The organism is Primorskyibacter marinus, from assembly GCF_003313245.1.
Classification (GTDB): Bacteria; Pseudomonadota; Alphaproteobacteria; order Rhodobacterales; family Rhodobacteraceae; genus Primorskyibacter; species Primorskyibacter marinus.
The window spans coordinates 235,319-258,946 of record NZ_QJSD01000001.1 but is presented as its reverse complement, the minus strand read 5'-3'; the positions used below and the strand labels follow the sequence as shown (position 1 = coordinate 258,946).

Annotated in this window: 24 protein-coding genes; 14 read left to right on the top strand and 10 right to left on the bottom strand. The window is 62.2% G+C overall.

Annotated features, from left to right (window positions below):
* Positions 1 to 66 precede the first annotated feature (66 nt).
* From DMZ65_RS01265 to DMZ65_RS01250, 4 genes are all read left to right on the top strand, one after another.
* The gene (locus DMZ65_RS01265; protein ID WP_116597098.1) at positions 67 to 732 is read left to right on the top strand and encodes a hypothetical protein; all 666 of its coding nucleotides are present in this window, start codon (positions 67 to 69) and stop codon (positions 730 to 732) included.
* A 55-nt stretch (positions 733 to 787) separates the two neighbouring features.
* On the top strand, positions 788 to 2,128 hold the full coding sequence (locus tag DMZ65_RS01260) for a PQQ-like beta-propeller repeat protein (protein WP_332871554.1): 1,341 nt from the start codon (positions 788 to 790) through the stop codon (positions 2,126 to 2,128).
* 48 nt (positions 2,129 to 2,176) lie between these two features.
* Entirely contained in the window at positions 2,177 to 3,646 is a 1,470-nt protein-coding gene (gene der / locus DMZ65_RS01255) for a ribosome biogenesis GTPase Der (protein ID WP_116597096.1), read from the top strand.
* Positions 3,647 to 4,102: 456 nt separating this feature from the next.
* Complete coding sequence (locus DMZ65_RS01250; RefSeq protein WP_084349877.1) at positions 4,103 to 4,339, top strand: hypothetical protein; 237 nt, start codon at positions 4,103 to 4,105, stop codon at positions 4,337 to 4,339.
* 95 nt (positions 4,340 to 4,434) lie between these two features.
* On the opposite strand, the gene DMZ65_RS01245 is transcribed toward DMZ65_RS01250, so the two are convergent.
* From DMZ65_RS01245 to DMZ65_RS01235, 3 genes are all read right to left on the bottom strand, one after another.
* A complete protein-coding gene (locus tag DMZ65_RS01245) occupies positions 4,435 to 5,136 on the bottom strand; it encodes a TspO-related membrane protein (protein ID WP_116597095.1) in 702 nt (233 codons plus the stop codon).
* 12 nt (positions 5,137 to 5,148) lie between these two features.
* Complete coding sequence (gene serS, locus DMZ65_RS01240) at positions 5,149 to 6,441, bottom strand: serine--tRNA ligase (RefSeq protein ID WP_116597094.1); 1,293 nt, start codon at positions 6,439 to 6,441, stop codon at positions 5,149 to 5,151.
* Between the two features lie 207 nt (positions 6,442 to 6,648).
* Entirely contained in the window at positions 6,649 to 7,458 is an 810-nt protein-coding gene (locus DMZ65_RS01235; RefSeq protein ID WP_116597093.1) for a trypsin-like serine peptidase, read from the bottom strand.
* A 235-nt stretch (positions 7,459 to 7,693) separates the two neighbouring features.
* Between DMZ65_RS01235 and yajC the strand changes: the two genes are divergently transcribed.
* The 9 genes from yajC to DMZ65_RS01190 all read left to right on the top strand — a co-directional run bounded on the left by yajC (position 7,694) and on the right by DMZ65_RS01190 (position 13,951).
* The gene (gene yajC / locus DMZ65_RS01230; protein ID WP_116597092.1) at positions 7,694 to 7,981 is read left to right on the top strand and encodes a preprotein translocase subunit YajC; all 288 of its coding nucleotides are present in this window, start codon (positions 7,694 to 7,696) and stop codon (positions 7,979 to 7,981) included.
* Between the two features lie 36 nt (positions 7,982 to 8,017).
* Positions 8,018 to 9,679 carry a protein translocase subunit SecD gene (gene secD / locus DMZ65_RS01225; RefSeq protein WP_116597091.1) on the top strand — a complete coding sequence of 554 codons (1,662 nt, stop codon included), beginning with the start codon at positions 8,018 to 8,020 and terminating at the stop codon, positions 9,677 to 9,679.
* Positions 9,680 to 9,682: 3 nt separating this feature from the next.
* Positions 9,683 to 10,651 carry a protein translocase subunit SecF gene (gene secF / locus DMZ65_RS01220; RefSeq protein WP_116597090.1) on the top strand — a complete coding sequence of 323 codons (969 nt, stop codon included), beginning with the start codon at positions 9,683 to 9,685 and terminating at the stop codon, positions 10,649 to 10,651.
* Between the two features lie 108 nt (positions 10,652 to 10,759).
* On the top strand, positions 10,760 to 11,113 hold the full coding sequence (locus DMZ65_RS01215; RefSeq protein ID WP_116597089.1) for an Mth938-like domain-containing protein: 354 nt from the start codon (positions 10,760 to 10,762) through the stop codon (positions 11,111 to 11,113).
* Positions 11,114 to 11,208: 95 nt separating this feature from the next.
* A complete protein-coding gene (gene ccmA, locus DMZ65_RS01210) occupies positions 11,209 to 11,820 on the top strand; it encodes a heme ABC exporter ATP-binding protein CcmA (RefSeq protein ID WP_116597088.1) in 612 nt (203 codons plus the stop codon).
* Positions 11,817 to 12,473, top strand: a complete 657-nt coding sequence (gene ccmB, locus DMZ65_RS01205) for a heme exporter protein CcmB (protein ID WP_116597087.1) — start codon at positions 11,817 to 11,819, stop codon at positions 12,471 to 12,473. Before ccmA ends, ccmB begins: the two co-directional genes overlap by 4 nt.
* 41 nt (positions 12,474 to 12,514) lie before the next feature.
* On the top strand, positions 12,515 to 13,264 hold the full coding sequence (locus DMZ65_RS01200; protein ID WP_116597086.1) for a heme ABC transporter permease: 750 nt from the start codon (positions 12,515 to 12,517) through the stop codon (positions 13,262 to 13,264).
* Positions 13,261 to 13,419 carry a heme exporter protein CcmD gene (gene ccmD, locus DMZ65_RS01195; protein WP_198662599.1) on the top strand — a complete coding sequence of 53 codons (159 nt, stop codon included), beginning with the start codon at positions 13,261 to 13,263 and terminating at the stop codon, positions 13,417 to 13,419. Before DMZ65_RS01200 ends, ccmD begins: the two co-directional genes overlap by 4 nt.
* Positions 13,412 to 13,951, top strand: coding sequence for a DsbE family thiol:disulfide interchange protein (locus DMZ65_RS01190; protein ID WP_232824841.1), 540 nt, complete (start codon positions 13,412 to 13,414; stop codon positions 13,949 to 13,951). Before ccmD ends, DMZ65_RS01190 begins: the two co-directional genes overlap by 8 nt.
* A gap of 78 nt (positions 13,952 to 14,029) precedes the next feature.
* Here the strand turns inward: DMZ65_RS01190 and DMZ65_RS19985 are convergent, their stop codons facing one another.
* Both DMZ65_RS19985 and acnA read right to left on the bottom strand, forming a co-directional pair.
* Entirely contained in the window at positions 14,030 to 14,164 is a 135-nt protein-coding gene (locus DMZ65_RS19985) for a hypothetical protein (protein WP_269801523.1), read from the bottom strand.
* Between the two features lie 205 nt (positions 14,165 to 14,369).
* Positions 14,370 to 17,141: an aconitate hydratase AcnA gene (acnA, locus tag DMZ65_RS01185; protein ID WP_116597084.1), complete on the bottom strand. Its 2,772-nt coding sequence runs from the start codon at positions 17,139 to 17,141 to the stop codon at positions 14,370 to 14,372.
* Positions 17,142 to 17,468: 327 nt separating this feature from the next.
* Between acnA and DMZ65_RS01180 the strand changes: the two genes are divergently transcribed.
* On the top strand, positions 17,469 to 18,164 hold the full coding sequence (locus DMZ65_RS01180) for a DUF1223 domain-containing protein (protein ID WP_116597083.1): 696 nt from the start codon (positions 17,469 to 17,471) through the stop codon (positions 18,162 to 18,164).
* Here DMZ65_RS01180 and DMZ65_RS01175 read toward each other — a convergent pair.
* The 5 genes from DMZ65_RS01175 to DMZ65_RS01155 all read right to left on the bottom strand — a co-directional run bounded on the left by DMZ65_RS01175 (position 18,128) and on the right by DMZ65_RS01155 (position 23,422).
* Positions 18,128 to 19,120 carry a lysophospholipid acyltransferase family protein gene (locus DMZ65_RS01175; protein ID WP_116597082.1) on the bottom strand — a complete coding sequence of 331 codons (993 nt, stop codon included), beginning with the start codon at positions 19,118 to 19,120 and terminating at the stop codon, positions 18,128 to 18,130. The genes DMZ65_RS01180 and DMZ65_RS01175 overlap by 37 nt on opposite strands.
* A gap of 45 nt (positions 19,121 to 19,165) precedes the next feature.
* Complete coding sequence (locus DMZ65_RS01170; RefSeq protein ID WP_116597081.1) at positions 19,166 to 20,233, bottom strand: flagellar motor switch protein FliG; 1,068 nt, start codon at positions 20,231 to 20,233, stop codon at positions 19,166 to 19,168.
* 107 nt (positions 20,234 to 20,340) lie between these two features.
* Positions 20,341 to 20,499: an adenylosuccinate lyase gene (locus tag DMZ65_RS01165; RefSeq protein ID WP_116597080.1), complete on the bottom strand. Its 159-nt coding sequence runs from the start codon at positions 20,497 to 20,499 to the stop codon at positions 20,341 to 20,343.
* Between the two features lie 266 nt (positions 20,500 to 20,765).
* The gene (gene purB / locus DMZ65_RS01160; protein WP_116597079.1) at positions 20,766 to 22,067 is read right to left on the bottom strand and encodes an adenylosuccinate lyase; all 1,302 of its coding nucleotides are present in this window, start codon (positions 22,065 to 22,067) and stop codon (positions 20,766 to 20,768) included.
* A 143-nt stretch (positions 22,068 to 22,210) separates the two neighbouring features.
* A complete protein-coding gene (locus DMZ65_RS01155) occupies positions 22,211 to 23,422 on the bottom strand; it encodes a bifunctional alpha/beta hydrolase/OsmC family protein (RefSeq protein WP_116597078.1) in 1,212 nt (403 codons plus the stop codon).
* Positions 23,423 to 23,628: the final 206 nt, after the last annotated feature.

The window sequence follows — 23,628 nt, the reverse complement described above, 5'->3', positions numbered from 1 at the left end:
GCAACCGTTAAGAGGGGGCAAAACCAGTGGTATAGACCGCTACCCAATCGCAGACAGGGGCCGCTTGTGAGCAATTCCGACAGTTTCATTGATGAGGTGACCGAAGAGGTCCGCCGCGACAGGCTTTTTGCGCTGATGAAGCGCTATGGCTGGATTGCGGTGCTGGTCGTGATCCTGCTGGTGGGCGGGGCGGCATGGAACGAATGGCGCAAGGCCAGCGCCCGCGCCTCTGCCGAACAGTTGGGCGATGCGATTCTGGCCGCGCTGGAACAGGACGACGCGCAGGAACGGGTTTCGGCCCTGACCGCGATCGACGCGCCGACCCCCGGCGGCAAGGCGCTGCTGCATCTGCTGACCTCGTCCGAACAGGCGAGCGCCGGGGATGATGCGGGCGCGCGCAACAGCCTTGATGCGATCAGCGCCGATGCGGAGGTTCCCGAAATCTACCGCCAGATCGCGGCCTACAAGGCGCTGACACGCGGCGGCACGGACATCACTGTCGAAGACCGACGCCTGCGGTTCGAAGGGCTGGCCACGCCCGGCAGCCCGGTGCGCCTTCTGGCCGAAGAACAGCTTGCGCTGATCGACATTGAAACCGGGGATCGCGACGCGGCGTTGACCCGCTTGCAGGCGCTTCTCGAAGATGCCGAGATCACCTCGGGCTTGCGTCGGCGGGCAACACAGTTGATTGTTGCCCTTGGTGGCACGCCCGGCGAAGTTTCCGCCGGATAGGCAAGGCGACCGACGGGCGCAAATCCGTGAAGCAGGACGATAAGGGGACGATGCTGTGCTGAAATTTAGCGGGATGGCCGGTTTGGCCGGGCTGATGTTGCTTGGTGCCTGTGGAGAACGTGAAGTGATCCTGCCGGGCGAACGGCTGGACCTGCGCGAGGTCTTGCAGGCCGAGGATGGCTTTGTCGATCAGGCCGATGCGCTGAATGACGGCATCAACCGCGAGGCACCGATCCGCCTTCCCGCCATGTCCACCAATGGCAGCTGGCCGCAAGCCGCGGGCAGCGCGTTGTTTCGCGTTGACCACGCGCAGCTGGGCCGCAACCTGACCCCGGTCTGGTCCTCAAGTATCGGGCAGGGCGACAAGCGCCGGGCGCGGATCTCGACCGATCCCGTCGGCGGATCGGGGCGCATCTTCACCATGGACAGCGCCTCGACCGTGACCGCGACATCGACCGGCGGCGCGACGCTGTGGCAGGCCTCCCTGACCCCGGCGCGTGACGGTGCGGGGGATGCGGGCGGCGGCGGTCTGGCGCTGGGGGATGGCACGCTGTACGTCTCGTCCGGCTTCGGGACCCTGACGGCGCTCGACCCGGCGACCGGCGCCGAGAAATGGCAACAGAAACTGCAAGCCAGCGGCACCGGCACGCCCAGCTATCATGACGGCGTCGTCTATCTGGTCGCGGGCGACAGCACCGCCTGGGCGCTGGAGGCCGATACCGGCCGCATTCGCTGGCAGATCGACGGGCTTTCGGATGTAAACAACGTCGCAGGCGGCCCCGCGCCGGTGGTCAACGACAAGCAGGTGGTGTTCTCCTTCGGTTCCAACGAGTTGCAATCGACCTTCCGCAAAGGCGGCATCCGGCTGTGGAACGCCTCGCTCGCGGGTCAGCGGCAGGGCTATGCCGCGGCTGGCATCGGCGATGTGACGGGCGATCCGATGCTGGTTGGCGATGTGCTTTACGCGGGCACCCATTCGGGCCGCACCATGGCGCTGAACGCCGATAGCGGCGACCGGATCTGGACCGCGCGGGACGGGGCGCTGGATGCGCTTTGGGTCACTGGCGGATCGGTGTTCTTCGTATCCGACCGCAACGAGCTTTTGCGTCTGGACGCCTCTGACGGCAGCCGGATCTGGGCGGCGCAACTGCCCGGCTATACCCGCGAGAACCGCCCGCGCAAACGCAAGGCGATCCACGCGCATTTCGGTCCGATCCTGGCAGGTGGCCGGTTGGTCATCGCGTCCTCGGACGGGCAGATCCGCAGCTTTGACCCGGTCAGCGGCGCGCTGGTCGGCAGCACTGCAATTCCCGGTGGCGCGACGTCGCGGCCCATCGTCATGGGCGGTGTGCTGTATGTCGTGTCGTCCAATGGGCAACTCCACGCTTTCCGTTGACGCGAAATTGCGCTATCGGGGCGGTCTGACGCGCCTTGGAGCCTGAAAATGTCCTTCACCCTCGCCATCGTGGGCCGCCCGAATGTGGGCAAATCCACGCTGTTCAACCGCCTTGTCGGCAAACGCCTTGCTCTGGTCGATGACCAGCCGGGGGTGACGCGCGACCTGCGCGAAGGCGATGCCCGCCTTGCCGATCTGCGCTTTACCGTGATCGACACCGCCGGGCTGGAAGAGGCCACGGACGAATCCCTGCAAGGCCGGATGCGCAAACTGACCGAACGCGCCGTGGACATGGCCGATATCTGCCTGTTCATGATTGACGCGCGCGCGGGCGTGACGACCACGGACGAGGTATTTGCCGAGATCCTGCGCAAACGCGCCAAACATGTGATCCTGGCCGCCAACAAGGGCGAGGGTGCCGCCGCCGATGCCGGTGTGATCGAGGCATACAGCCTTGGGCTGGGCGAACCCATCCGCCTGTCCGCCGAACATGGCGAAGGGTTGAACGACCTCTATGTGCAGCTGATGCCGCTGGCCGACGGCTTTGCCGAACGTGCCGCCGAGGATGCGCCAGAGGTCGATGTGACACTGGACGAGGACGAAGCCGAGGCAGGCGAAGACGGCCCGGCCCTGCGTCCCATCACGGATGCGAAACCATTGCAGATCGCCGTCGTCGGCCGACCCAATGCCGGCAAATCGACGCTGATCAACCAGATCCTGGGCGAAGACAAGATGCTGACCGGGCCAGAGGCCGGGATCACCCGCGATGCAATCTCCAGCCGCACCAGCTGGGACGGCACGCCGGTGCGGATTTTCGACACGGCAGGCATGCGCAAGAAGGCCAAGGTGCAGGACAAGCTGGAAAAGCTGTCCGTATCAGACGGGCTTCGCGCGGTGAAATTCGCCGAAGTCGTCGTCGTGCTGCTGGATGCGGAAATTCCGTTCGAAAGCCAGGATTTGCGGATCGCCGACCTTGCCGAACGCGAAGGCCGCGCCGTGGTGATCGCCGTGAACAAATGGGACATCGAGGAAGACCGCCAGGGCAAGCTGCGCGATCTCAAGGAATCCTTTGAACGCCTGCTGCCGCAATTGCGCGGCGCGCCTTTGGTGACGGTGTCGGCCAAGACGGGCCGGGGGCTGGACCGGCTGCACGCCGCGGTGATGAAGGCGCATGACGTCTGGAACCGTCGCGTGTCCACCGCGCAGCTGAACCGCTGGCTGACCGGCATGCTGGAACAACACCCGCCGCCCGCGCCGCAGGGCAAGCGCATCAAGCTGCGCTACATGACGCAGGCCAAGACCCGGCCACCGGGTTTCGTGGTGATGTGCTCGCATCCTGACAAGCTGCCTGCCAGCTATTCGCGCTATCTTGTGAACGGGCTGCGCGAGGATTTCGACATGCCCGGCACCCCGATCCGGCTGTTCATGCGTGGCCAAAGCGACAAGAACCCCTTCAAGGGCCGCCGCAAGACCAATGCGGGCGCATTGACCAAGCATCTGGGCAAGCGCCCGAAGTAGTGGTTTCCAGATTGAGCGCTTCCGCGCGCTCTTTATTCAGCAGTTTGCAGCGTGACGCGACAGCCTTTCGGGTACGACCCCGGAAGGCTGTTTCGATTCGAGTATTTTTACCAAGAAGAAGCTGTCACGGCGGGGCCCTTGGTGAGGCAAATTTGCGAGCGAAATCCTGCCATTGGCCGGTTTTGCGGCAGGGGCGGCGGGAACCTGCGCGCAGGCTTGGCGGGGGTCCGCGCAGAGGTGGTTAAAACCGGATGCGGATGCGTTTTTCCGCCGGGTTTTTCGGCAATCTTCTGCCTGTCGGTGGCGTTGATCTGCCGATTTCTCGGGCGGTGCCCAAAGCGCTCTGGTTGGGCTTGAAAGGGGCGGGAAAGAGGGCTTTGTCAGGGGCATGACGGACGAAACGCCGTCGATTTCGCGGCCCTGAATGGCCGTGCAACTCAACCTAGGAGAAGACTTATGAAACTCGCAGCACTCACACTCGGAACTGTCCTTGCTCTTGGTGCAGCACAGGTTCATGCCGAGACCATGGTCGAGGATATGGATGCCAGCGGTGCCTATTCGATGGAAGAGCTTCAGGCGGCCTATCCCGATCTGACCGAGGATGGGTTTGCCCAGATCGACACGTCGGGTGACGGTGAAGTCGATGCCGACGAGCTGGCCGCCGCGCGCGAAGCCGGTGTTGTCGCTGAATAATTGACGGCAGGGCCTTCGCTTTGCGGCGGGGGCCCGTCGCGCACCGGGGGCGTGCCTGACAAGGCGCGCAACCCGGTGCCTCTTGGCTTTCGGGTCTATTCGGTATCGGTGCCGCGCAGGGCGAGGATGACCAGGATGCCGATGACGGCCAGCGCCGTCACCGCGACGTTCAACGGGTCGGAATTGGCGACGATGATCCCCACCAGCGCCCAGATGATGGTGATGCCGTAGCTCGGCGCACGGTGCAGGAAATATTGCGTGGCCACAGCACCTGCCAGCCCCAGGCTCAGCGCCAGTAGCGCCGCGGGGGTTTCCGGCAACCAGCCATATCCGCCCAGCAAAAGCCCGACCGACACGGCCGAGGCGGCTGTCAGCCAGCCTGCATAGACCGCGATCGGTGCCTGTTGCCACCAGCGGTCGGTATCGCCGGACTTGAACAGTGCCATCAATGCCGTGCCCAGCATGATGAAGATCAGCACCGTGGCAAGGACTGGCGAAAGGTTCGCCAGCGGGATCCAGACAGCCCCCACCGCCATGCTGGCAAGAAGCCAGGGCCGCATCGGTGCCCAGTCGGGATCGTCCCACCGGCGGATCAGACCAAAGCCGCTGCCGACGATGAGCCACGCATAGATCAGCCCCCAGATCGAGAACGCGTAGCCCGCAGGCTGCACGGGCGGGTTGACCTGCGGGATCGGAAAGCGGTCAGGAGGGAACCCGCTGAACCCCTGCGACAGCAGCGGCGAGGCGGCAAATGCCACCGCCGCCAGCAGCACGAGGGGGGCCCAGACTCGTGTCATGCAGTGCTCCTCTCAGACCAATGTGCCATCGGCGCTCAGCCGGGTCTTGCCGCGCAGCCACGGGTGCAGCGCCTGAGGCAGATCGACCGATCCATCCGCTTGCTGGCCGTTCTCCAGCACCGCGATCAGGCAGCGCCCCACCGCAAGGCCAGAGCCGTTGAGCGTGTGGAGGTATTCCGGCTTGCCGCCGCCTGCGGGCTTGAACCGCGCATTCATCCGGCGGGCCTGGAAGGCATCGCAGACCGAGACAGAGCTGATCTCGCGATACGCGTCCTGTCCGGGCAGCCAGACCTCTATGTCATGGGTGCGGCGCGCGCCAAAGCCCGTATCGCCGGTGCAGAGCGCGACCGTCCGGTAGGGCAGGCCCAGCCGTTCCAGAATGCCCTGCGCGCAACCCGTCATACGGTCCAGTTCGGCGCGACTGTGATCGGGGTGGGTCACGCTGACCATCTCGACCTTTTCAAACTGATGCTGGCGCAGCATGCCCGATGTGTCGCGGCCCGCGCTGCCTGCCTCGGACCGGAAACATTGCGAATGCGCGACGTAACGGCGGGGCAGGGTGTCTTCGTCCACCGTCAACCCATTGACGATATTGGTCAGCGTCACCTCGGAGGTCGGGATCAGCCACCAGCCATTGGTGGTCTGATAGCTGTCCTCGCCGAATTTCGGCAATTGCCCGGTGCCCAGCATCATCTCTTCACGCACCAGCACGGGCGTCCAGGTCTCGGACAGTCCGTTTTCCTCGACATGCGTGTCCAGCATGAATTGCGCCAGCGCCCGGTGAATGCGCGCGACACCGCCCGACAGCACGACAAACCGCGCGCCGGACAGTTTTGCGGCGGTCTCGAAATCCATGCCCGGCTTCACGCCGTCCAGATCGTAATGTTCCTTGGGGGCAAAATCGAAGCTGCGCGGGCTGCCCCAGCGGTGCATCTCGACATTGTCATCCTCGTCGGCCCCGTCCGGCACATCGTCATGCGGCAGGTTGGGCAGGGTCAACAACAGCGCGGTCAGCCGCTCATCCTCGGCTTTTGCCGCGGCCTGCATTTCCGCCATCTCGGCCTTTTTCGCGGCCACCAGCGCGCGCAGACGTTCAAACTCTGCCTCGTCGCCACGGCCCTTGGCGGCACCCACTTCCTTGGAGGCCTTGTTCTGTTCGGCCTGTGCGGTCTCTGCGGCGTGGATCGCGGCGCGGCGGGCCTCGTCAATGGCCAGAATGTCAGACGACACCGCAGCAACCCCTCTGCGGGACAGCGCCGCGTCAAATGCGGCCGGGTTTTCGCGGATGGCGCGGATGTCATGCATCTGTCTGGTCCTTCGTGATGAATCGTTCTGTGCGGCGTTATGCACCAGATTGCGGCTGGGCGGTACTGGCGGTTTTGCCGCTGTGCTGTGGCGCGACGGTCCAAGCCACCGTCCATGTTTTTGCCCATGACGTGCCAGTTGCGCAACCCGCAACGTCGCGCAATCGCCACGCGTTGCGTATGTTTTGCCCCGGTCGGTGCCCCGGCGCTACGGCCTGTCCGTCATATGCGCCAAGACCCAGTTCCCGACAGGGGCGCCCACGCTTGCCGTGCTGTTCGTGCCATTGACCACACCGACCAGATGCCAGATGCCGCCCACCTGCTGCAAGACCGGCCCGCCAGAGGTGCCGCGCCGCGCCGGACAGGACAGCCACAGCTGCGTGTCGCTCAGCCGCTGACAATCGAACCGCGCGCCCAGCCGGTGCGGCCGGTTGTCCTGATATCCCATGATTGCGGCGATCCCCGGCTGCGGCGCGTGGAGTGCAAAAGGCGTGACCTCCAGCGGGTGGTCCAGCCACATCAAGGCGATGTCCGAAGGGCCGGGCTTGTCGGCATAGTCGGGATGCACCAAAACCCGCCGCGCGCCGGCATCGTCGGCATATTCCCCGCCCAGCCAGCCCGCGACAAAATGCAACCGGCCAAGCGGAATGAGCCCATCGCGCCCTTGCACGCAATGCGCCGCGGTCAGCACCAGATCCGGCGCAATCAGCGTGCCGGAACACAGCGCCTTTTGATTGAATCCCGCCTGATTGACCCGCCCCACGGCCTGCCACGCTGCGTGGTCCTCCAACGGCAGGGCAGGCAATTCGGCCTGCGCCTGTGCTCCAAGTCCCAATGCGAGGATCATCGCCGCCCAAAACCCCATGCGCGTCTGTCCGGTCAATCCGCTGGCGCGTCGGTCTATGGGGGCGGTTGCCGGATCGTCCACTCGGCACATCGCCTTCTGTCGGGCAAGCATTGCATCCCTGACCGCTGCGTCCCGCCGGACCGGCGTGTTTGGCTGCGTGGCGTTGTCCATTTGATGTCCCGTGTGTTATTCCGGCCAGCAACTAGGGCGGCGTGGCCGGACCCTAGCGCCGTCGTGCATTGGCGGCAATCTGGGGGGATTTGCGGGGCAAAGGGCTTTTGTACGGAACGGAGGTACAAAAAGCACAAAATGCCCCAACCAAGCCGCCTTGCAATGCCCCGGCTCTGCGCATAGGTTCCGCCAGAATTTGCGGGGACATCTCCGCCTGAACCAACGGAGCCTTCCCATGGACACCAGCGCCATCGCGCAGTTTTTGCCCCTCATTCTGATCTTCGCGATCATGTATTTTCTGCTGATCCGTCCGCAGCAGAAAAAGCTGAAAGATCATCAGAAAATGGTAAGCGCCCTGCGCCGTGGCGATCAGGTCGTGACCCAGGGTGGACTGATCGGGAAGGTCGTTAAGGTCAAGGAAAACAACGAGTTGGAAGTTGAACTTGCCGACGGGGTGAAGGTTCGCGTGGTGCAATCCACCATCGCGCAGGTGCTGTCCAAGACAGAACCCGCCGACACTTGATCCGCCCAATTTCTGCCTCGTAGACGGAGCGGCCTGATGCTGCAAATCGACCTTTGGAAGCGCGTGCTGATCTGGGCAGTGTGTATCGCAGGCCTGGCTTTTGCCCTGCCCAACGCCTTCTACACCCGCGTCGAGACACATAACGACGCCGTGGCCGCCATAGAGGTTGCAGGTGAGACGCCGGAACTTGCTGCACAATCAGCGGGTTGGCCGTCGTTCTTGCCGTCGTCTCTGGTCAATCTGGGCCTTGACCTGCGGGGCGGTGTGCACCTGCTGGCTGAGGTTCAGGTCGAGGATGTCTACAAGGCGCGGATGGATTCCATGTGGCCGGAGCTGCGCAACGCCCTGCGCGCTGCGCGCTCTGATGTCGGCACGATCCGCCTGCAACCTTCCGGCGATGATGAACTTCGTGTGAAGATCTCGCAGCCCGAAGGTATGGCGCGGGCGATCGAGGTTGCGCGCGCATTGTCGCAACCCGTCACCTCGATCACCGCCGCAGGGACGCGCGATCTGGACGTGGCGGGCGAGGGAGATGTGCTGGTCGTTACCCTGTCCGAGGCGGAACGCACGGCGATGGATGACCGCACGCTGCAACAAGCCCTTGAAATCATTCGACGTCGCATCGACGAGGTTGGCACACGCGAACCCACGATCCAGCGTCAGGGGGCCGACCGCATCCTGATCCAGGTGCCCGGCATCGGGTCCGCGGAAGAGCTGATCGCGATCATCGGCACCACCGCGCAACTGACTTTTCAACCGGTCATCGGACGCGGCTCCAGCGCCGACGCCACTGTGCCTGCCGGTCAGGAAGTGTTGCCATCGCTCGACGAAGAGGGGGTGTTCTACACGCTGGAAACCGCGCCCGTCGTCACCGGTGAAGAGCTGACCGACGCGCAGCCTGCCTTTGACCAGAACGGGCGTCCGGCGGTCAACTTCCGTTTCAACCCGACAGGGGCGCGGAAATTTGGCGATTACACGGCCCAGAATATCGGCAGCCCCTTCGCCATCGTACTGGATAGCGAGGTGATCAGCGCGCCTGTGATTCAAAGCCATATTCCGGGCGGATCGGGCATCATCACCGGCAATTTCACCGTCGAGGAATCCACCAAGCTTGCCGTGTTGCTGCGCGCGGGTGCCTTGCCTGCTGGTCTCAACTTTCTTGAACAGCGTACCATCGGGCCAGAACTTGGCCAGGACAGCATCGACGCGGGCAAAATCGCCTGTATCGTCGCTTTCATTGCGGTGCTTGTGTTCATGTTCCTCAGCTACGGACTGTTCGGCTTCTTCGCCAATATCGCGCTGCTGATCAACGTGGGTCTGCTTTTCGGCTTGCTCAGTCTGATCGGCGCGACGCTCACGCTGCCGGGGATTGCGGGCATTGTGCTGACCATCGGTATGGCCGTGGATGCCAATGTGCTGATTTTTGAGCGTATCCGGGAAGAGTTGAAATCTGCCCGAGGCCCGGCGCGTGCCATTGATCTTGGCTATGAAAAAGCGCTGTCCGCGATCGTCGACGCCAATATCACCACTTTCATCACCGCCGTGATCCTGTTCGCCATGGGCTCTGGCCCGGTACGCGGCTTTGCCATCACTCTGGGCATCGGCATTCTGACATCCGTGTTCACCGCGATCTTCGTCACCCGCCTGCTGGTGGTGATGTGGTTTGAACGCACCCGCCCCAAGACGATCGAGGTCTGACCCATGCGCCTGAGACTGGTACCCGAGACGACGAACTGGGATTTCTTCAGCCGCTCAAAGCTGTGGCTGGGCATTTCGGCCTTCATGATCGTGCTTGCCCTGATCTCTTTCGGGGCGCGCGGGCTTAACTACGGCATCGATTTTCGCGGCGGTACGACCATACGCACGCAAAGCGAACAGGCGGTGGATGTGGGCGCGTATCGTGACGCGCTGGCCGCGCTGGAACTGGGCGACATCACCATATCCGAAGTGTTCGACCCCAATTTCGGGCCAGAGCAGAACGTGGCGATGATCCGTATTCAGGCCCAGGACGAGACGGATAGCGTTTCAGCCGAAACCATCATCGCCGCTGAAAACGCCTTGTCCGAGGTGACCCCGGATATCAGGTTTGTGTCGGTGGAATCGGTCGGCCCGAAAGTCTCTGGCGAGTTGATCCAGACCGCCGTGATTGCCGTCGTTCTCGCGATTTTTGCGGTGCTCGTCTATATCTGGCTCAGGTTCGAATGGCAGTTCGCGCTGGGGGCCGTGGTCGCGCTCGTGCATGACGTGGTGCTGACCATCGGCGTGTTCTCCGAGGTTGGCATCAAGTTCGATCTGGCGATCATCGCGGCGCTTCTGACCATCGTGGGCTATTCTTTGAACGATACGGTCGTGGTATTCGACCGCGTGCGCGAAAACCTGCGCAAGTTCAAGAAGATGGAGCTCAAGGAAGTTCTGAATGTCTCGATCAACGAAACGCTTAGCCGGACCTTCATGACCTCGATCACCACGCTGATTGCGCTGATCGCGCTGTTCGTGCTGGGGGGCGACGTGATCCGGGGCTTTGTCTTTGCGATGATCTGGGGTGTTGTCGTGGGCACCTATTCGTCGATCTTCGTGGCCTCGACCTCCCTGCTTTGGTTGGGCGTCAAGCGCGATTGGACAAAGACGGATGGCAAGGCCGGAACGCAATTCGCGGATATTGATGCCTGACATGTCGGGCGCGCCGCAAGGCGCGTTGGTGCTTGGCAAACTCTTTCGCGGGGAGGCGGCGCTTTCAGTGCCAAGCAGAGTGCCGCTGTTCATCTGGAGGAGAAGCACATGCGTCTGAACGAGATTGTTTTCACCGATGCCCAGCCCGTCGAAGGCTATGGGTCGGGCTATTTTCGGATCGGCGGCAAGGTCATGGAAGGCCCGGTGATCCTAAGCGCGGGTGGTGTGCAAAGCTGGGGCGGCTATGACGACCGCGCGCCGCTTCTGGCGCTTGCCGGCGAGATTGACGTGCTGTTCGTCGGCACGGGCGCGGAAATCCTGCATCTGCCGCGCGATATGCGCGAAGAGTTGGAGGGCGCGGGCATGGGGATCGAGGTAATGAGCGCGCCCTCGGCTTGCCGGACGTATAATGTGCTGCTTTCCGAAGGTCGGCGGGTGGCGCTGGCCGCGCTTCCGGTGTGAGCGTGCGGATTGGCCAGTGTCGCGGCAGGGATCAATATCGCCCGCGCGCATTTGATCACTTTTGTCCGTGCGGGCAATGAATTAAGCCCGACAGCATGACATTGCGTGGCATAGATCTCAGCGTCTCGCGTGGCGGGATTGCGGTGCTGGAAGGGGTGAATTTTGCTCTTTCACCCGGTGCCGCCCTTGTGTTGCGCGGGCCGAACGGATCCGGCAAGACCACGCTTTTGCGCACCGTCGCGGGCTTGCAGCCGCCCTTGGCCGGGCGGGTCGAGCGCGACGGTGAAGAGATTGCCTATGCCGCCCATGCTGACGGGTTGAAGGCGATGCTGAGCGTGTCCGAAAACCTGTCTTTCTGGGCGTCGGTCTTTGGCACGGATAACATCGCACCCGCACTTCGCGCCTTCGATCTGGAGCCCCTGTCAGATCGGCTCGCCGGGACACTCTCGGCTGGCCAGAAAAGACGTTTGGGATTGGCGCGGCTCATGGTGACGGGGCGGGCGATCTGGGTGCTGGATGAACCGACAGTCTCACTGGACGCGGCCTCTGTCGAACTGTTCGCCGCAGCCGTGCGCACGCATCTGGGGCAGGGCGGATCGGCGCTGATCGCCACCCATATCGATTTGGGTCTCGACGCCGATGTCCTGGATGTGACGCCTTATCGTGCGGTCTGGCGGGCCTCTGACCCGGACGAGGCGTTCCTGTGATCGCGTTGCTGACACGCGACCTGCGGCTTGGCGTGCGCGCGGGCGGCGGCTTTGGCCTTGGGCTTGCGTTCTTTCTGATCGTGACGGTGCTGGTGCCGTTCAGCATCGGCCCGGAAAGCGCGCTGTTGGCGCGCATCGCCCCCGGCATCCTGTGGTTGGGCGCGCTGCTGGCCTGCCTTCTGTCGCTGGACCGTATTCTGACACTGGACTGGGAGGATGGCAGCCTGGATCTGCTGGCGACCGCGCCTTTGCCGATGGAAGGGATTGTCAGCATCAAGGCGCTGGCGCATTGGATCACCACGGGCCTGCCGCTGGTTCTGGTCGCGCCGGCGCTTGGCGTGCTGTTGAACCTGCCGGGGCCGGGATACCTGTGGGTGACGGTTTCGCTGTTGCTGGGCACGCCCGCCTTGTCGGTGATCGGTACCTTCGGGGCGGCGCTGACGGTGGGCATCAAGCGCGGCGGGCTGCTCCTGTCGCTGCTGGTCCTGCCGCTATACGTCCCGACGCTGATCTTCGGGGCAGAGGTCGCGCGACGTGGGGCTGCCGGGCTGGAGGTCGTGACGCCGCTGACCCTGCTTGCCGGGATCACTTTTGGCGTGATCGCGCTATTGCCATTTGCCTCTGCGGCAGTGTTGCGGATTAACCTGCGCTGAGCCATCTGTTAGGACGGCGCGGAACTGATGTAGGAGGAGGCATGGCCTCTATCTGGGAATATGCGAACCCGGTGAAATTCATCCGGACCACCGACAGGGTGTTGCCTTGGCTGTCTGCGGCTGCGGTGGTGACGCTGTTGGTCGGGCTGGTCTGGGGGTTCTTCTTCACGCCGGACGATTACCGGCAGGGCTCTACCGTCAAGATCATCTATCTGCATGTTCCCGCCGCGCTGATGGCGATCAACGCCTGGCTGATGATGCTGGTCGCCTCTCTGATCTGGATCGTGCGGCGACACCATGTCAGCGCGCTGGCCGCCCGTGCCGCCGCCCCCGTGGGTGCGGTGATGACCGTGATCGCGCTGGTCACCGGCGCGCTTTGGGGGCAGCCGATGTGGGGGACGTGGTGGGAATGGGATCCGCGACTGACCTCGTTCCTGATCCTGTTCCTGTTCTACCTTGGCTACATGGCGCTGTGGGCCGCGATCGAGGATGACGACACCGCCGCCGATCTGACCTCAATCCTGTGTCTGGTGGGGTCGGTCTTTGCGATCCTCAGCCGCTATGCGGTCAATTTCTGGAATCAGGGTCTGCATCAGGGGGCGTCGGTGATGCGTGCGGGCGCGCTTGCGGGCGATACCGAAGAACGTGTCAGCAACATCTTCGCCGTGCCGCTTTTCGTGTCGATGGCAGGGTTCGCGCTGCTGTTCATCGCGCTGGTCTTCCTGCGCACGCAGACGGAAATCAGGGCGCGACGGACACGGGCCTTGATGGCGCGGGAGAGGATGGGATGATGCCGGATCTCGGGAAATACGCGGATGTCGTGTTGTCATCCTATGCAGTGTCGATCCTGCTGATCGTGGCCCTGGTCGGCGTCAGCATCTGGCGCGCACGCCGGATCAAGGCAGAGCTGGACCGGGTAGAAACAAGAGGTATACGCCGTGGCTAAACTTTCACCATTGATGATTGCACCGCCGGCGATCTTTGCCGGACTGGCCGCATTGTTTTACGTCGGCATGTTCCGCGACGATCCGCAGGGGCTGCCCTCCACCCGGATCGGACAACCCGCACCGGCGATCACCGAGACGGCCCTGACAGGCTATCCCGCGCTGGAACCGGGGGCGTTGGCGTCCGGTGAGGTGACGGTGGTGAATTTCTGGGCAAGCTGGTGCCCGCCCTGCCGCGCCGAACACCCCAAGCTGCTGGAGCTGGAGGCAGAGGGGATACGGATCGTCGGTGTGAACTTCAAGGATCAGGCCGAGGACGCACAGAAATATCTGGCCGAGTCGGACAGCCCGTTCATAGCCGTTCCGTTTGACCCCAAGGGCCGCAGCGCGATTGATTGGGGCGTGACCGCGCCACCCGAGACATTCATCGTCGATGGCGATGGCACAGTGCTGTTTCGTTTTGCGGGGCCGCTGATCGGATCAGATTATGAGAACCGTTTCGCGCCTGAGCTGGAAAAAGCATTGGCTGACTGACGCTTGCTGCCCCGGCCCAGTCCGAGCCGGGGCAACGCGCATGTGATATGAAATACCAAGAATAGCGTGGCCCTTATATCAGGGCGCGATCGCGCAATGTTCCGACGCGCTGAGCGAGGGGCAGGCCGGGGGCGACTTGTTGCTGGCCTGGGCACCGTAAACGGCAAGAATGCTCAATGCGATGATCTGCGCGAATGTAATCGTAAACTTCATGGTCTCTGCCTCTTTGCTTGCCCTTCAAATGGGGCATTACAGCAAATGACATAAGGGGAAATTTCCGGGCTGGCGCGTCACGAAACCGTGTTTGGCGAAGACTCGCGCATAGCAGGGTTGCGCGAAACGAAAAGGCGCGCCACCGAAGCGACGCGCCATTTTCTGGATTGAACCCCATCAGCCGGGGATTGCGGTTCCTGACGGATCAGGACGCCGCGAGGTTGCGAAGCACATAGTGCAGAACGCCGCCATGCTCGATATATTCGATCTCGATCGCGGTATCGATCCGGCATTTCAACGTGATTTCCTTCTCGGTCCCGTCGGCATAGGCGATGGTGCAAGGCACATCCTGAAGCGGCTTGATCGTGTCCAGACCCGAGATTGAGACCGTCTCGTCACCCGTCAGCTTCAGCGATTTGCGCGTGTCGCCACCGGTGAATTCCAGCGGGACGACGCCCATGCCCACCAGGTTGGACCGGTGGATACGCTCAAAGCTTTCGGCGATGACTGCCTTGACGCCCAGAAGGGCCGTGCCCTTGGCTGCCCAGTCACGGCTGGAACCCGCACCGTATTGCTCGCCACCGAAGATCACCAGCGGCGTGCCGTTTTCCTGATAGGCCATCGCGGCGTCGAAAATGGCCGCCTGTTCGCCATCCGGGCCTTTGGTGTAGCCGCCTTCGACCCCGTCCAGCATCTCGTTCTTGATGCGGATGTTGGCGAATGTGCCGCGCATCATCACCTCATGGTTGCCGCGACGGCTGCCATAGGAGTTGAATTCGCGCACGGGCACCTGACGCTCTGTCAAGTAGCGGCCGGCGGGCGTGGTGTCTTTGAATGACCCGGCCGGGCTGATGTGGTCGGTGGTGACCATGTCGCCCAGCAAGGCCAGAACACGCGCACCTTCGATATTGCTGATGGTGCCCGGTTCCTTGCTCATGTTCTGGAAGTAGGGCGGGTTCTGGATATAGGTCGACGCGGAGGGCCAATCATAGGTTTCCTGCTGCGGAACCTCGACGCCCTGCCACTTTTCGTCGCCTTTGAAGACATCGGCATATTTCGACTGGAACGCTTCGCGCGTCACGGTCTGTTCGACCAGATCCGCGATTTCCTTTGTGGTCGGCCAGATGTCCTTGAGGTAGACGTCATTGCCGTCCTTGTCCTTGCCAAGACTGTCCTTGGTGATGTCGACATTCATGTCACCCACCAGCGCATAGGCCACAACCAGCGGCGGCGATGCCAGATAGTTGGCGCGTACATCCGGGCTGATCCGGCCTTCGAAGTTGCGGTTGCCCGACAGGACCGACGTGCCGATCAGGTCATTGTCGTTGATGCATTTCGAGATTTCCTCGGCCAGCGGACCGGAGTTGCCGATACAGGTGGTGCAGCCATAACCGACAAGGTTGAACCCGATCTTGTCGAGGTCTTTTTGCAGGTCCGCGGCCTCCAGATAGGCAGAGACGACCTGCGATCCGGGAGCGAGGGATGTCTTGACCCATGGCTTGCGTGTCAGCCCAAGGGCCGCCGCCTTGCGCGCCACAAGGCCCGCACCGATCATCACATAAGGGTTCGACGTGTTGGTGCAGGACGTGATCGAGGCAATCACGATAGAGCCGTCATGCAGCTGGTAGTGGCTTTTCTCTGTCGGAACGAACCCCCGTTTGTGATGCCCCTCATCACCGGGGATGTCCGTGGGTTCCGGCGCGCCGCCTTCACCTTCCCAGCGAACCTCGGAATTCGCGCTGGTGTCCTTGCCTTCGCGGATGCCCTTGACATAGTGGCCAAATGCGGTGGCCGCGGAATCCAGCGCGATATAATCTTGCGGACGTTTGGGGCCGGAGATCGCAGGCACGATGGTGCCCATGTCAAGCTCCAGCGTGTCGGTATAGACCGGATCGTAATCCGCGCCGCGCCAGAAACCGTTTTCCTTGGCATAGGCCTCGACCAGCGCGATGCGGTCGTCTTCACGGCCGGTATTGCGCAGGTAACGCAGGGTTTCGTCGTCGATCGGGAAGAAGCCACAGGTGGCCCCGTATTCAGGCGCCATGTTGGCAATCGTGGCGCGGTCGGCCAGTGGCAGGTTGTCCAGACCGTCGCCGTAGAACTCGACGAACTTGCTGACCACGCCTTTTTCGCGCAGCATTTCCACGACTTTCAGCACAAGGTCGGTGCCGGTGGTGCCTTCGATCATGCGGCCGGTCAGCTTGAAACCCACGACCTCGGGGATCAGCATCGAGATCGGCTGACCCAGCATCGCGGCCTCGGCCTCGATCCCGCCAACGCCCCAGCCCAGAACGGCCGCGCCGTTGACCATGGTTGTGTGGCTGTCGGTGCCGACCAGCGTATCGGGATAGGCGACAACATCGCCGTTCTGATCCTTGTCGCTCCAGACGGTCTGGCTGAGATATTCCAGGTTCACCTGGTGGCAGATGCCGGTGCCCGGTGGCACAACGCGGAAGTTGTTGAACGCGGTCTGGCCCCATTTGAGGAAAGTATAGCGCTCCATGTTGCGCTCATATTCGCGGTCCACGTTCATCTGGAAGGCGCGCGGATTGCCGAATTCGTCGATCATCACCGAGTGGTCGATGACCAGATCGACCGGGTTCAGCGGGTTGATCTTCTGCGGATCGCCCCCGAGATGCTTGATGCCGTCGCGCATGGCGGCAAGGTCAACTACGGCGGGAACACCGGTGAAATCCTGCATCAGCACGCGGGCCGGACGATAGGCGATCTCGCGCGGGTTCTGGCCGCCTTTTGTCGCCCATTCGGCAAAAGCCTTGATGTCGTCGACGGTGACGGTGTTGCCGTCCTCAAACCGCAGCATGTTTTCCAACACGACCTTCAGCGCGGCGGGCAGTTTCGAGAAATCCCCAAGCCCGGCTGCTTCGGCTGCGGGGATCGAATAATAGGCGAACGACTGGTCGCCGACAGACAACGTCTTGCGTGTCTTGGCTGTATCCTGACCGACTGTGATGGGCATTGTTGGCTCCCTTGCGAAAATGCGGGTGATAAGGGTGTTGCTGGCTGTTATCTGCCCTAACCTGACGTGCCAATCAAGGGGGGTGCGTCGTTATGTATACCATTGCACACCGAATTTGGGCCGCCAGATCCAGAAATTTCGACACCTGACATGGAACAGTGTGTCTATGCGTCCGCTTTCGTCGCTGAGGCGAAAGATCGGCGGTGCCAAAACGGGGGCGACTCGGGTCTTGGGGGCGGCTCTCGGGTTATCGCAAATCCTTGATTGGCTATTTCAGCATGATCGTTTTAATGACGTTGGGACATTTCAAACGGAATAGAGTGACGCATGCGAAAGCTGGTTGGATGGATCACCACAATCTGGATCACGCTGGCCGGCGCTGCTGCGGCGCAGAACCATCCGGTGGTGGTAGAGCTTTTCACCTCGCAGGGCTGTTCCTCTTGTCCGCCTGCCGATCAACTGCTTGGCGAATTGGCGAGACGGGACGATGTGATCGCGCTGGCGCTGCATGTCGATTACTGGGACTATATCGGCTGGAAAGATGTCTTCGCCCAGGCCGGGTTCACCAAGCGGCAAAAGGCCTATGCCGCAGTCGCCGGGCTTCGCAGCATCTACACGCCGCAGATGGTCGTGCAAGGGACAGAGGATGTCGTCGGCAACCGCAGGATGGATGTGGCCGATCTGATCCGCAAACATGAATCGCAACGCCTGCCCGTGTCGGTGGACCTTGCGCGTAACGGCTCGGAACTGGTGATTTCGGCGCGTGCCCTGCGCTCTGCCGGTCCGGCAGACATTCATCTGGTGCGCTACGAGCCTGAACAGATTGTCGCTATCAAGCGCGGCGAGAATGCCGGACGCACGCTGACCTACCACAATATCGTGACCGATTGGCGGGTTCTGGGGCGCTGGGACGGGCAGGGCACCTACAAGGCACGTTTGTCGGTCGAAGGCCCGCGCCCGGTGGTGGTGCTGGTGCAGCGTGCAGGTTACGGACCGATCTTAGCGGCGGCACGTTTGCGCTGACGTTTCGGTTTCCACCGGCGATGGATCCAGAACCACTGTGCGGGATGCGCTTCGATCCGGCGTTCCAGCGCTTGCGTCACCTGCCGCATCATCTCTAGCGGATCGCCGTGCTGTACCGGCTCATCGAATTCGATGTGGAAATTCTGACCGTCCGGCTGCCTTGTGCCAAAGAACGGGATCAGCAAGGCCCCGGTTTTCAGCGCGATATCAGCGGCCGAAGTGACCGTCGGTGCAGGCTTGCCCAGAAACGGCAGGGGCGTGCCTGAACTGTCGTATATGTCGAACAGCAACACCCCCATGCCACCCTCACGGATATGGCGCATCAGGCCCAGCGTACCGCGGCGGCCCTGTTCAAAGACCGGGCCGGACAGGGCATGCATATTGGCGGCGTAATGTGCGTTGAAATAGGCGTTGGACATCGGCCGGTACAACCCGCCAATTTCAAATCCGCGCGCCACAAGGGCCGCTCGCGGAGCCTCGAAATTGCCAAAATGCCCGGTGACAAAAACCACCGGGCGGCCTTCTGCACGGGCCTGTTCTGCGGCGGCAACACCTGGCCCATAGACGGGTGTGTCGGTCATTTTGCGCAGCAAACCTTTGACGTCGTAATTCTCGATCATCGTGCGCCCGGCATTGTCGGCCACGGCATCTGCGAGTCGCCTGCGTTCCACTTCGGGCAGGTCGGGCCAGATATGGGCAAGATTGGCCATGGCGCGGTCGCGGTATCCGGCAAGTGGCGCGACGATGCGGCTGATGAGCCGGCCCATCAGCCAGAGCCGGGCACGCAGCGGCAAGACCAGTGCCAGCTGGATCATCGCCCGTAATATGCGATCGGTCATCCAGTCGCCAAAGCTGCCCTTGGGGGGCGTCGAAGATGTCTTGTCTGGCACGTTTGTGACGGCTTTCCTTGAAAGGACTGCCGTGACATAGGCCGAGGCAGGACCGATCACAAGCATCAGCTCAGTTGTATAACACCGTTACATTGCCAGTATCGGCTGAGTTCATTCTTCTTCGTCAGGCTGGACCAATGTGATCTCGCCGGCTTCGACCAAGGACAGTATACCTGCGACCACGGTGTTCATCGCGGCCTCTCCGTCTTTGGATTTCGGCGTGCCGCGCTCTTCGATCTGTTCGCGGACCTGTTCGGACATGCGCTTGCCCAGATTTTCAAGGATGTGGTCGCGCGCCGCCCCTTGTTCAGTGCTGGCCGCAAAGGCCAGCGCGGTCACCATCGCGTCACCATCGGCGTCGCGCAGGATACGCGGCACGTCCAGTGCCGCAATCCGCGTCGGAATGTCGGTAAAGGTGAAGATTGCCTTGCGCACGGCTTGCGCAAAAACGCTGTCGGTCTCGTCCAGCCCGCTGAGCACATCGTCGCGGGTCAGCGAGGGCGAGACATTCAGAATTGCCCCGACGCGATTTTCCGGGGCCGCATTGAAGGCGCGTTCGGGCTTGTTATCCAACTGGCTTGCAAGGCTCAGGCCGATCCGGTCGACCGCGCTTGGCGTGACAGAGCCGGTCTGCGATACGGCATAGGCGATCAGTCTGGCTTGGGTTCCGGGAAGTTTGCCCAAAACTTCTGCCGCACGGGTCACGTCAATCTTTGACAGGGCAACGGCGGCGACCTCGGTGCTTTCAGCTTCCAGCATGCGGCGCAATTCATCGGCCGACAGACTCGCGATACGCGCCCAAGGGTCGCCTGCCTGACGCACGCCGGCCTCTTTGCGAAGGCGTTGGGCTGTCTGAGCGCTGATTTTTCCGTCCAGCGCCGACAAGGCCCCCGCGATCCCTTTCGGAAAGCTGAGACCTACACCGCCAAGTTCATCGGCGAATTCCGTCAACACCTCGTTCAAAGTGTCGGTGTGCACATAGCGCATATCGCCAAGCTGCTGGGTCAGCGTGGCCTGCAAATCATCGGGCAGGGTGGTCAATGCCACCTCTGCACCTTCATTCAGAATGAACTGCACCACGATCGCCGCCTTCTGGCGGCGGGTCAACACGGGGTTCATGCCGACCGGTGGGCGGGCGGCAGGGGGTGCCAATGTGGCGATCTGTGTCTGCTTCGTCATCCGTTCAGGACCTCATCCGGTTACATCCGGTATGTTCCGGACCTAACCCGAGTCGGGTGAACAAACCCTGAACGAGCGTTGTTTGATCGCAGTTTGTTCTTATTGCGTCAGCCGGTCACTTGTTCGACACAGCTACCCGTTGCGCTGTCATAGACGGTGCCTTGCGCACAGGACATCGCCTCGCTATGGCCCGAACAGGACGCCCAAGCGCCGACTGCGGGAATGATTGCCAGAGCGGTGGCGGCCAGAATTGTCTTGATATTCATTGCAATCCTCCTGTTGAACTGTTCAGCAAGGATAGCACAGCCTTGGCCTGCGACAAAACACCAAGACACCTGTTCAATGAGATCGGCGTCAGCTTGCCATCGCGCGTTGGGGTTTGGCCGGAATCGCTGGAACGTCCGGCCGTCTGTCTGTCAGCACCTTAGCGACGCTTCAGGCCGGCACGAAACGCCTTCTGCGCGACGTCGAAAAACGAAAAATCCCCCACTGCTGGGCAGTGAGGGATTGCGATGGTACGGGTCTTGTGGCTTCAGCCGAAGACGCGTTTGAAGATCGTGTCGACATGTTTGGTGTGATAACCAAGGTCGAATTTCTCTTCGATCTCTTCTATCGACAGGGCGGCTGTGACCTCGTCATCACCCAGAAGCTCTGTCTTGAAATCGGCGCCTTTTTCCCAGACCTTCATCGCGTTGCGCTGGACAAGGCGATAGGAATCCTCGCGGCTGACACCGGCCTGCGTCAGCGCCAGAAGAACCCGCTGCGACATCACCAGACCTTTGAATTTATTCATGTTGGCCAGCATGTTGTCGGGATAGATCACCAGCTTGTCGATCACCTGCGTCAGCCGGGCCAGAGCGAAATCCAGCGTGATGGTGGTGTCGGGGCCGATATTGCGCTCGACAGAGCTGTGGCTGATGTCGCGCTCGTGCCAGAGGGCCACGTTTTCCATCGCGGGAACCACGGCCATGCGCACCAGACGGGCCAGCCCGGTCAGGTTTTCGGTCAGCACCGGGTTGCGTTTATGCGGCATCGCGGAAGAGCCTTTCTGACCGGCCGAGAAGAATTCTTCGGCTTCCAGAACCTCGGTGCGCTGCATGTGGCGAATCTCTGTCGCGACATTCTCGATAGAACTGCCGACAACGCCGAGGGCCGCGAAGAACGCGGCATGACGGTCGCGCGGGATCACTTGCGTGCTGATCGGTTCGGGCTTCAGCCCCAGCTTTGCGCAGACATGTTCTTCGACCGCGGGGTCGATATTGGCAAATGTGCCAACGGCGCCGGAGATCGCGCCGGTTGCAATTTCGTCGCGGGCGGTGGCCAGGCGGGTGCGGTTGCGGTCCATCTCGGCGTAGAAGCGCGCGAAGGTCAGGCCCATGGTGGTGGGTTCGGCGTGAATGCCGTGGCTGCGGCCGATGCGGACCGTGTCCTTGTGTTCCAGCGCGCGACGTTTCAGCGCCTCCAGCAGCTTGTCCATATCGGCAAGCAAAAGATCGGCAGCACGGACCAGTTGCACGTTGAAAGTTGTGTCCAGCACATCCGAAGAGGTCATGCCCTGATGCACGAACCGCGCTTCGTCATTGCCGATGATCTCGGCCAGGTGGGTCAGAAAGGCGATCACGTCATGCTTCGTGACGGCCTCGATCTCGTCAATCCGCGCCACGTCAAACTCTACGTCCTTGGCCTTCCACACCGCTTCGGCATTTTCCTTCGGGATGACCCCCAGTTCGGCCTGAGCGTCACAGGCATGTGCCTCGATTTCGTACCAGATGCGGAACTTGGTCTCGGGCGACCAGATTGCGACCATGTCGGGGCGGGAATAGCGGGGGATCATCGGCGGGCCTTCCAAGCTGCAAACAGGATTGCGCGGGGTTTAGACCCAAGCGGCCTTGCCCACAAGGCAGTAGCGCCCCAACCCGCGTGCCATGGCAGCCGTTCGGGGACGCAACCGTTCCTGATGTCAACCAGCGCGGCGCGTCAGACCAGTTCCGTCAACACCTTCGCGCCGCGTTCCAAGCTGCGATGGACGGGGCATTTATCCGCAATCTCCAGCAGTTTGGCGCATTGCTCTTGTGACAAATCACCTTCAAGCGTGATCCGGCGGCGGAACGTGTCGATCTTGTCGGTACTTCCAGAGGCCGCATCCTGCGCATGAACCTTGTCGTGGCGAACATCCACCGAGACGTGATCCAGCGGCCAGCCCTTGCGGCGCGCATACATGCGGATCGTCATCGAGGTGCAGGCACCCAGACCGGCAGCCAGGAACCCGTAGGGCGACATGCCGCGATTGCTGCCGCCGTAGGCCTCGGGCTCGTCCGCCAGCATGTGATGATCCGGGCCGCTTTGTACATCTTGCAGGAAACCGTCCGGATCGGCCTCGGCCACGCGGACCACGCCTTCGGGCGCGCCGGGGGGCGGTGCGGGCGCTGGCAAATCAAGGTAGCGCCCGGCCCAGGCGGCAATCACCTGCGCTGCATATTCTGCATCGCTTGCGCGGCTGACCAGATGATCGGCATCGTCCAGCGTGACAAAGCTTTTCGGATGTTTCGCAGTGGTAAAGATGCGTGTCGCATTGGAAATATCCACAACGCTGTCGCGCGGCGCGTGCATCACCAGCAGCGCGCGTTTCAGGCCGGAAATGGCGCTTTCAAGCTTTTCCGACGTGACGTCCTGCACGAAATCCTGCGAGATCGTGAAGGTCTGCCCACCCAGATCAACCTCTGCACGGCCATCCTCGGCAATCTTGTCCAGCGCGTCGGAAAAGTTCTGCGTCACATGGGCGGGATCGAAGGGGGCTGCAATCGTGACGACCGCGCGTACGCTGTCGATGCTGCCCGCCGCGCGCAGCACCGCCGCGCCGCCCAGTGAGTGACCGATCATAAGCGACGGTGCCATGCCGCGCGCGTCAAGATATGCGGCGGCGTTGTGCAGATCCTGCACGTTCGACGAGAAAGACGTATTGGCAAACTCGCCGCCTGAATGCCCAAGCCCGGTGAAATCGAACCGCAGAACGGCGATCCCCATCATCGCAAGCCGACCCGCGATCCGGCGCGCGGCGGCGATATCCTTGGAACAGGTGAAGCAATGCGCAAACAGCGCCGTGGCCAGATGCGGGCCCTCCGGCAGGTCGAGCCGCGCGGCGAGCGGGGCACCCGCGTGGCCGTCAAAAGTGATACGTTCGGTGGCCATGGCGGCTCCTTTCTGATGTGATTGAAAGGGTAAGCAGACATGTGCCTGCCCGCCAGAGATGTGTCATGGCTGTCACGTCAAGGTGACGACCGGTGTTGTTTGGTTTTCAGCAGAAATCGGACCCTGCGGGCGGAGTGGCCGGTTTCGAACACCCGTCCGCACGCCCGATGCCGCTCAATCTTATCGAGATGCAGCGCGCCCGACGC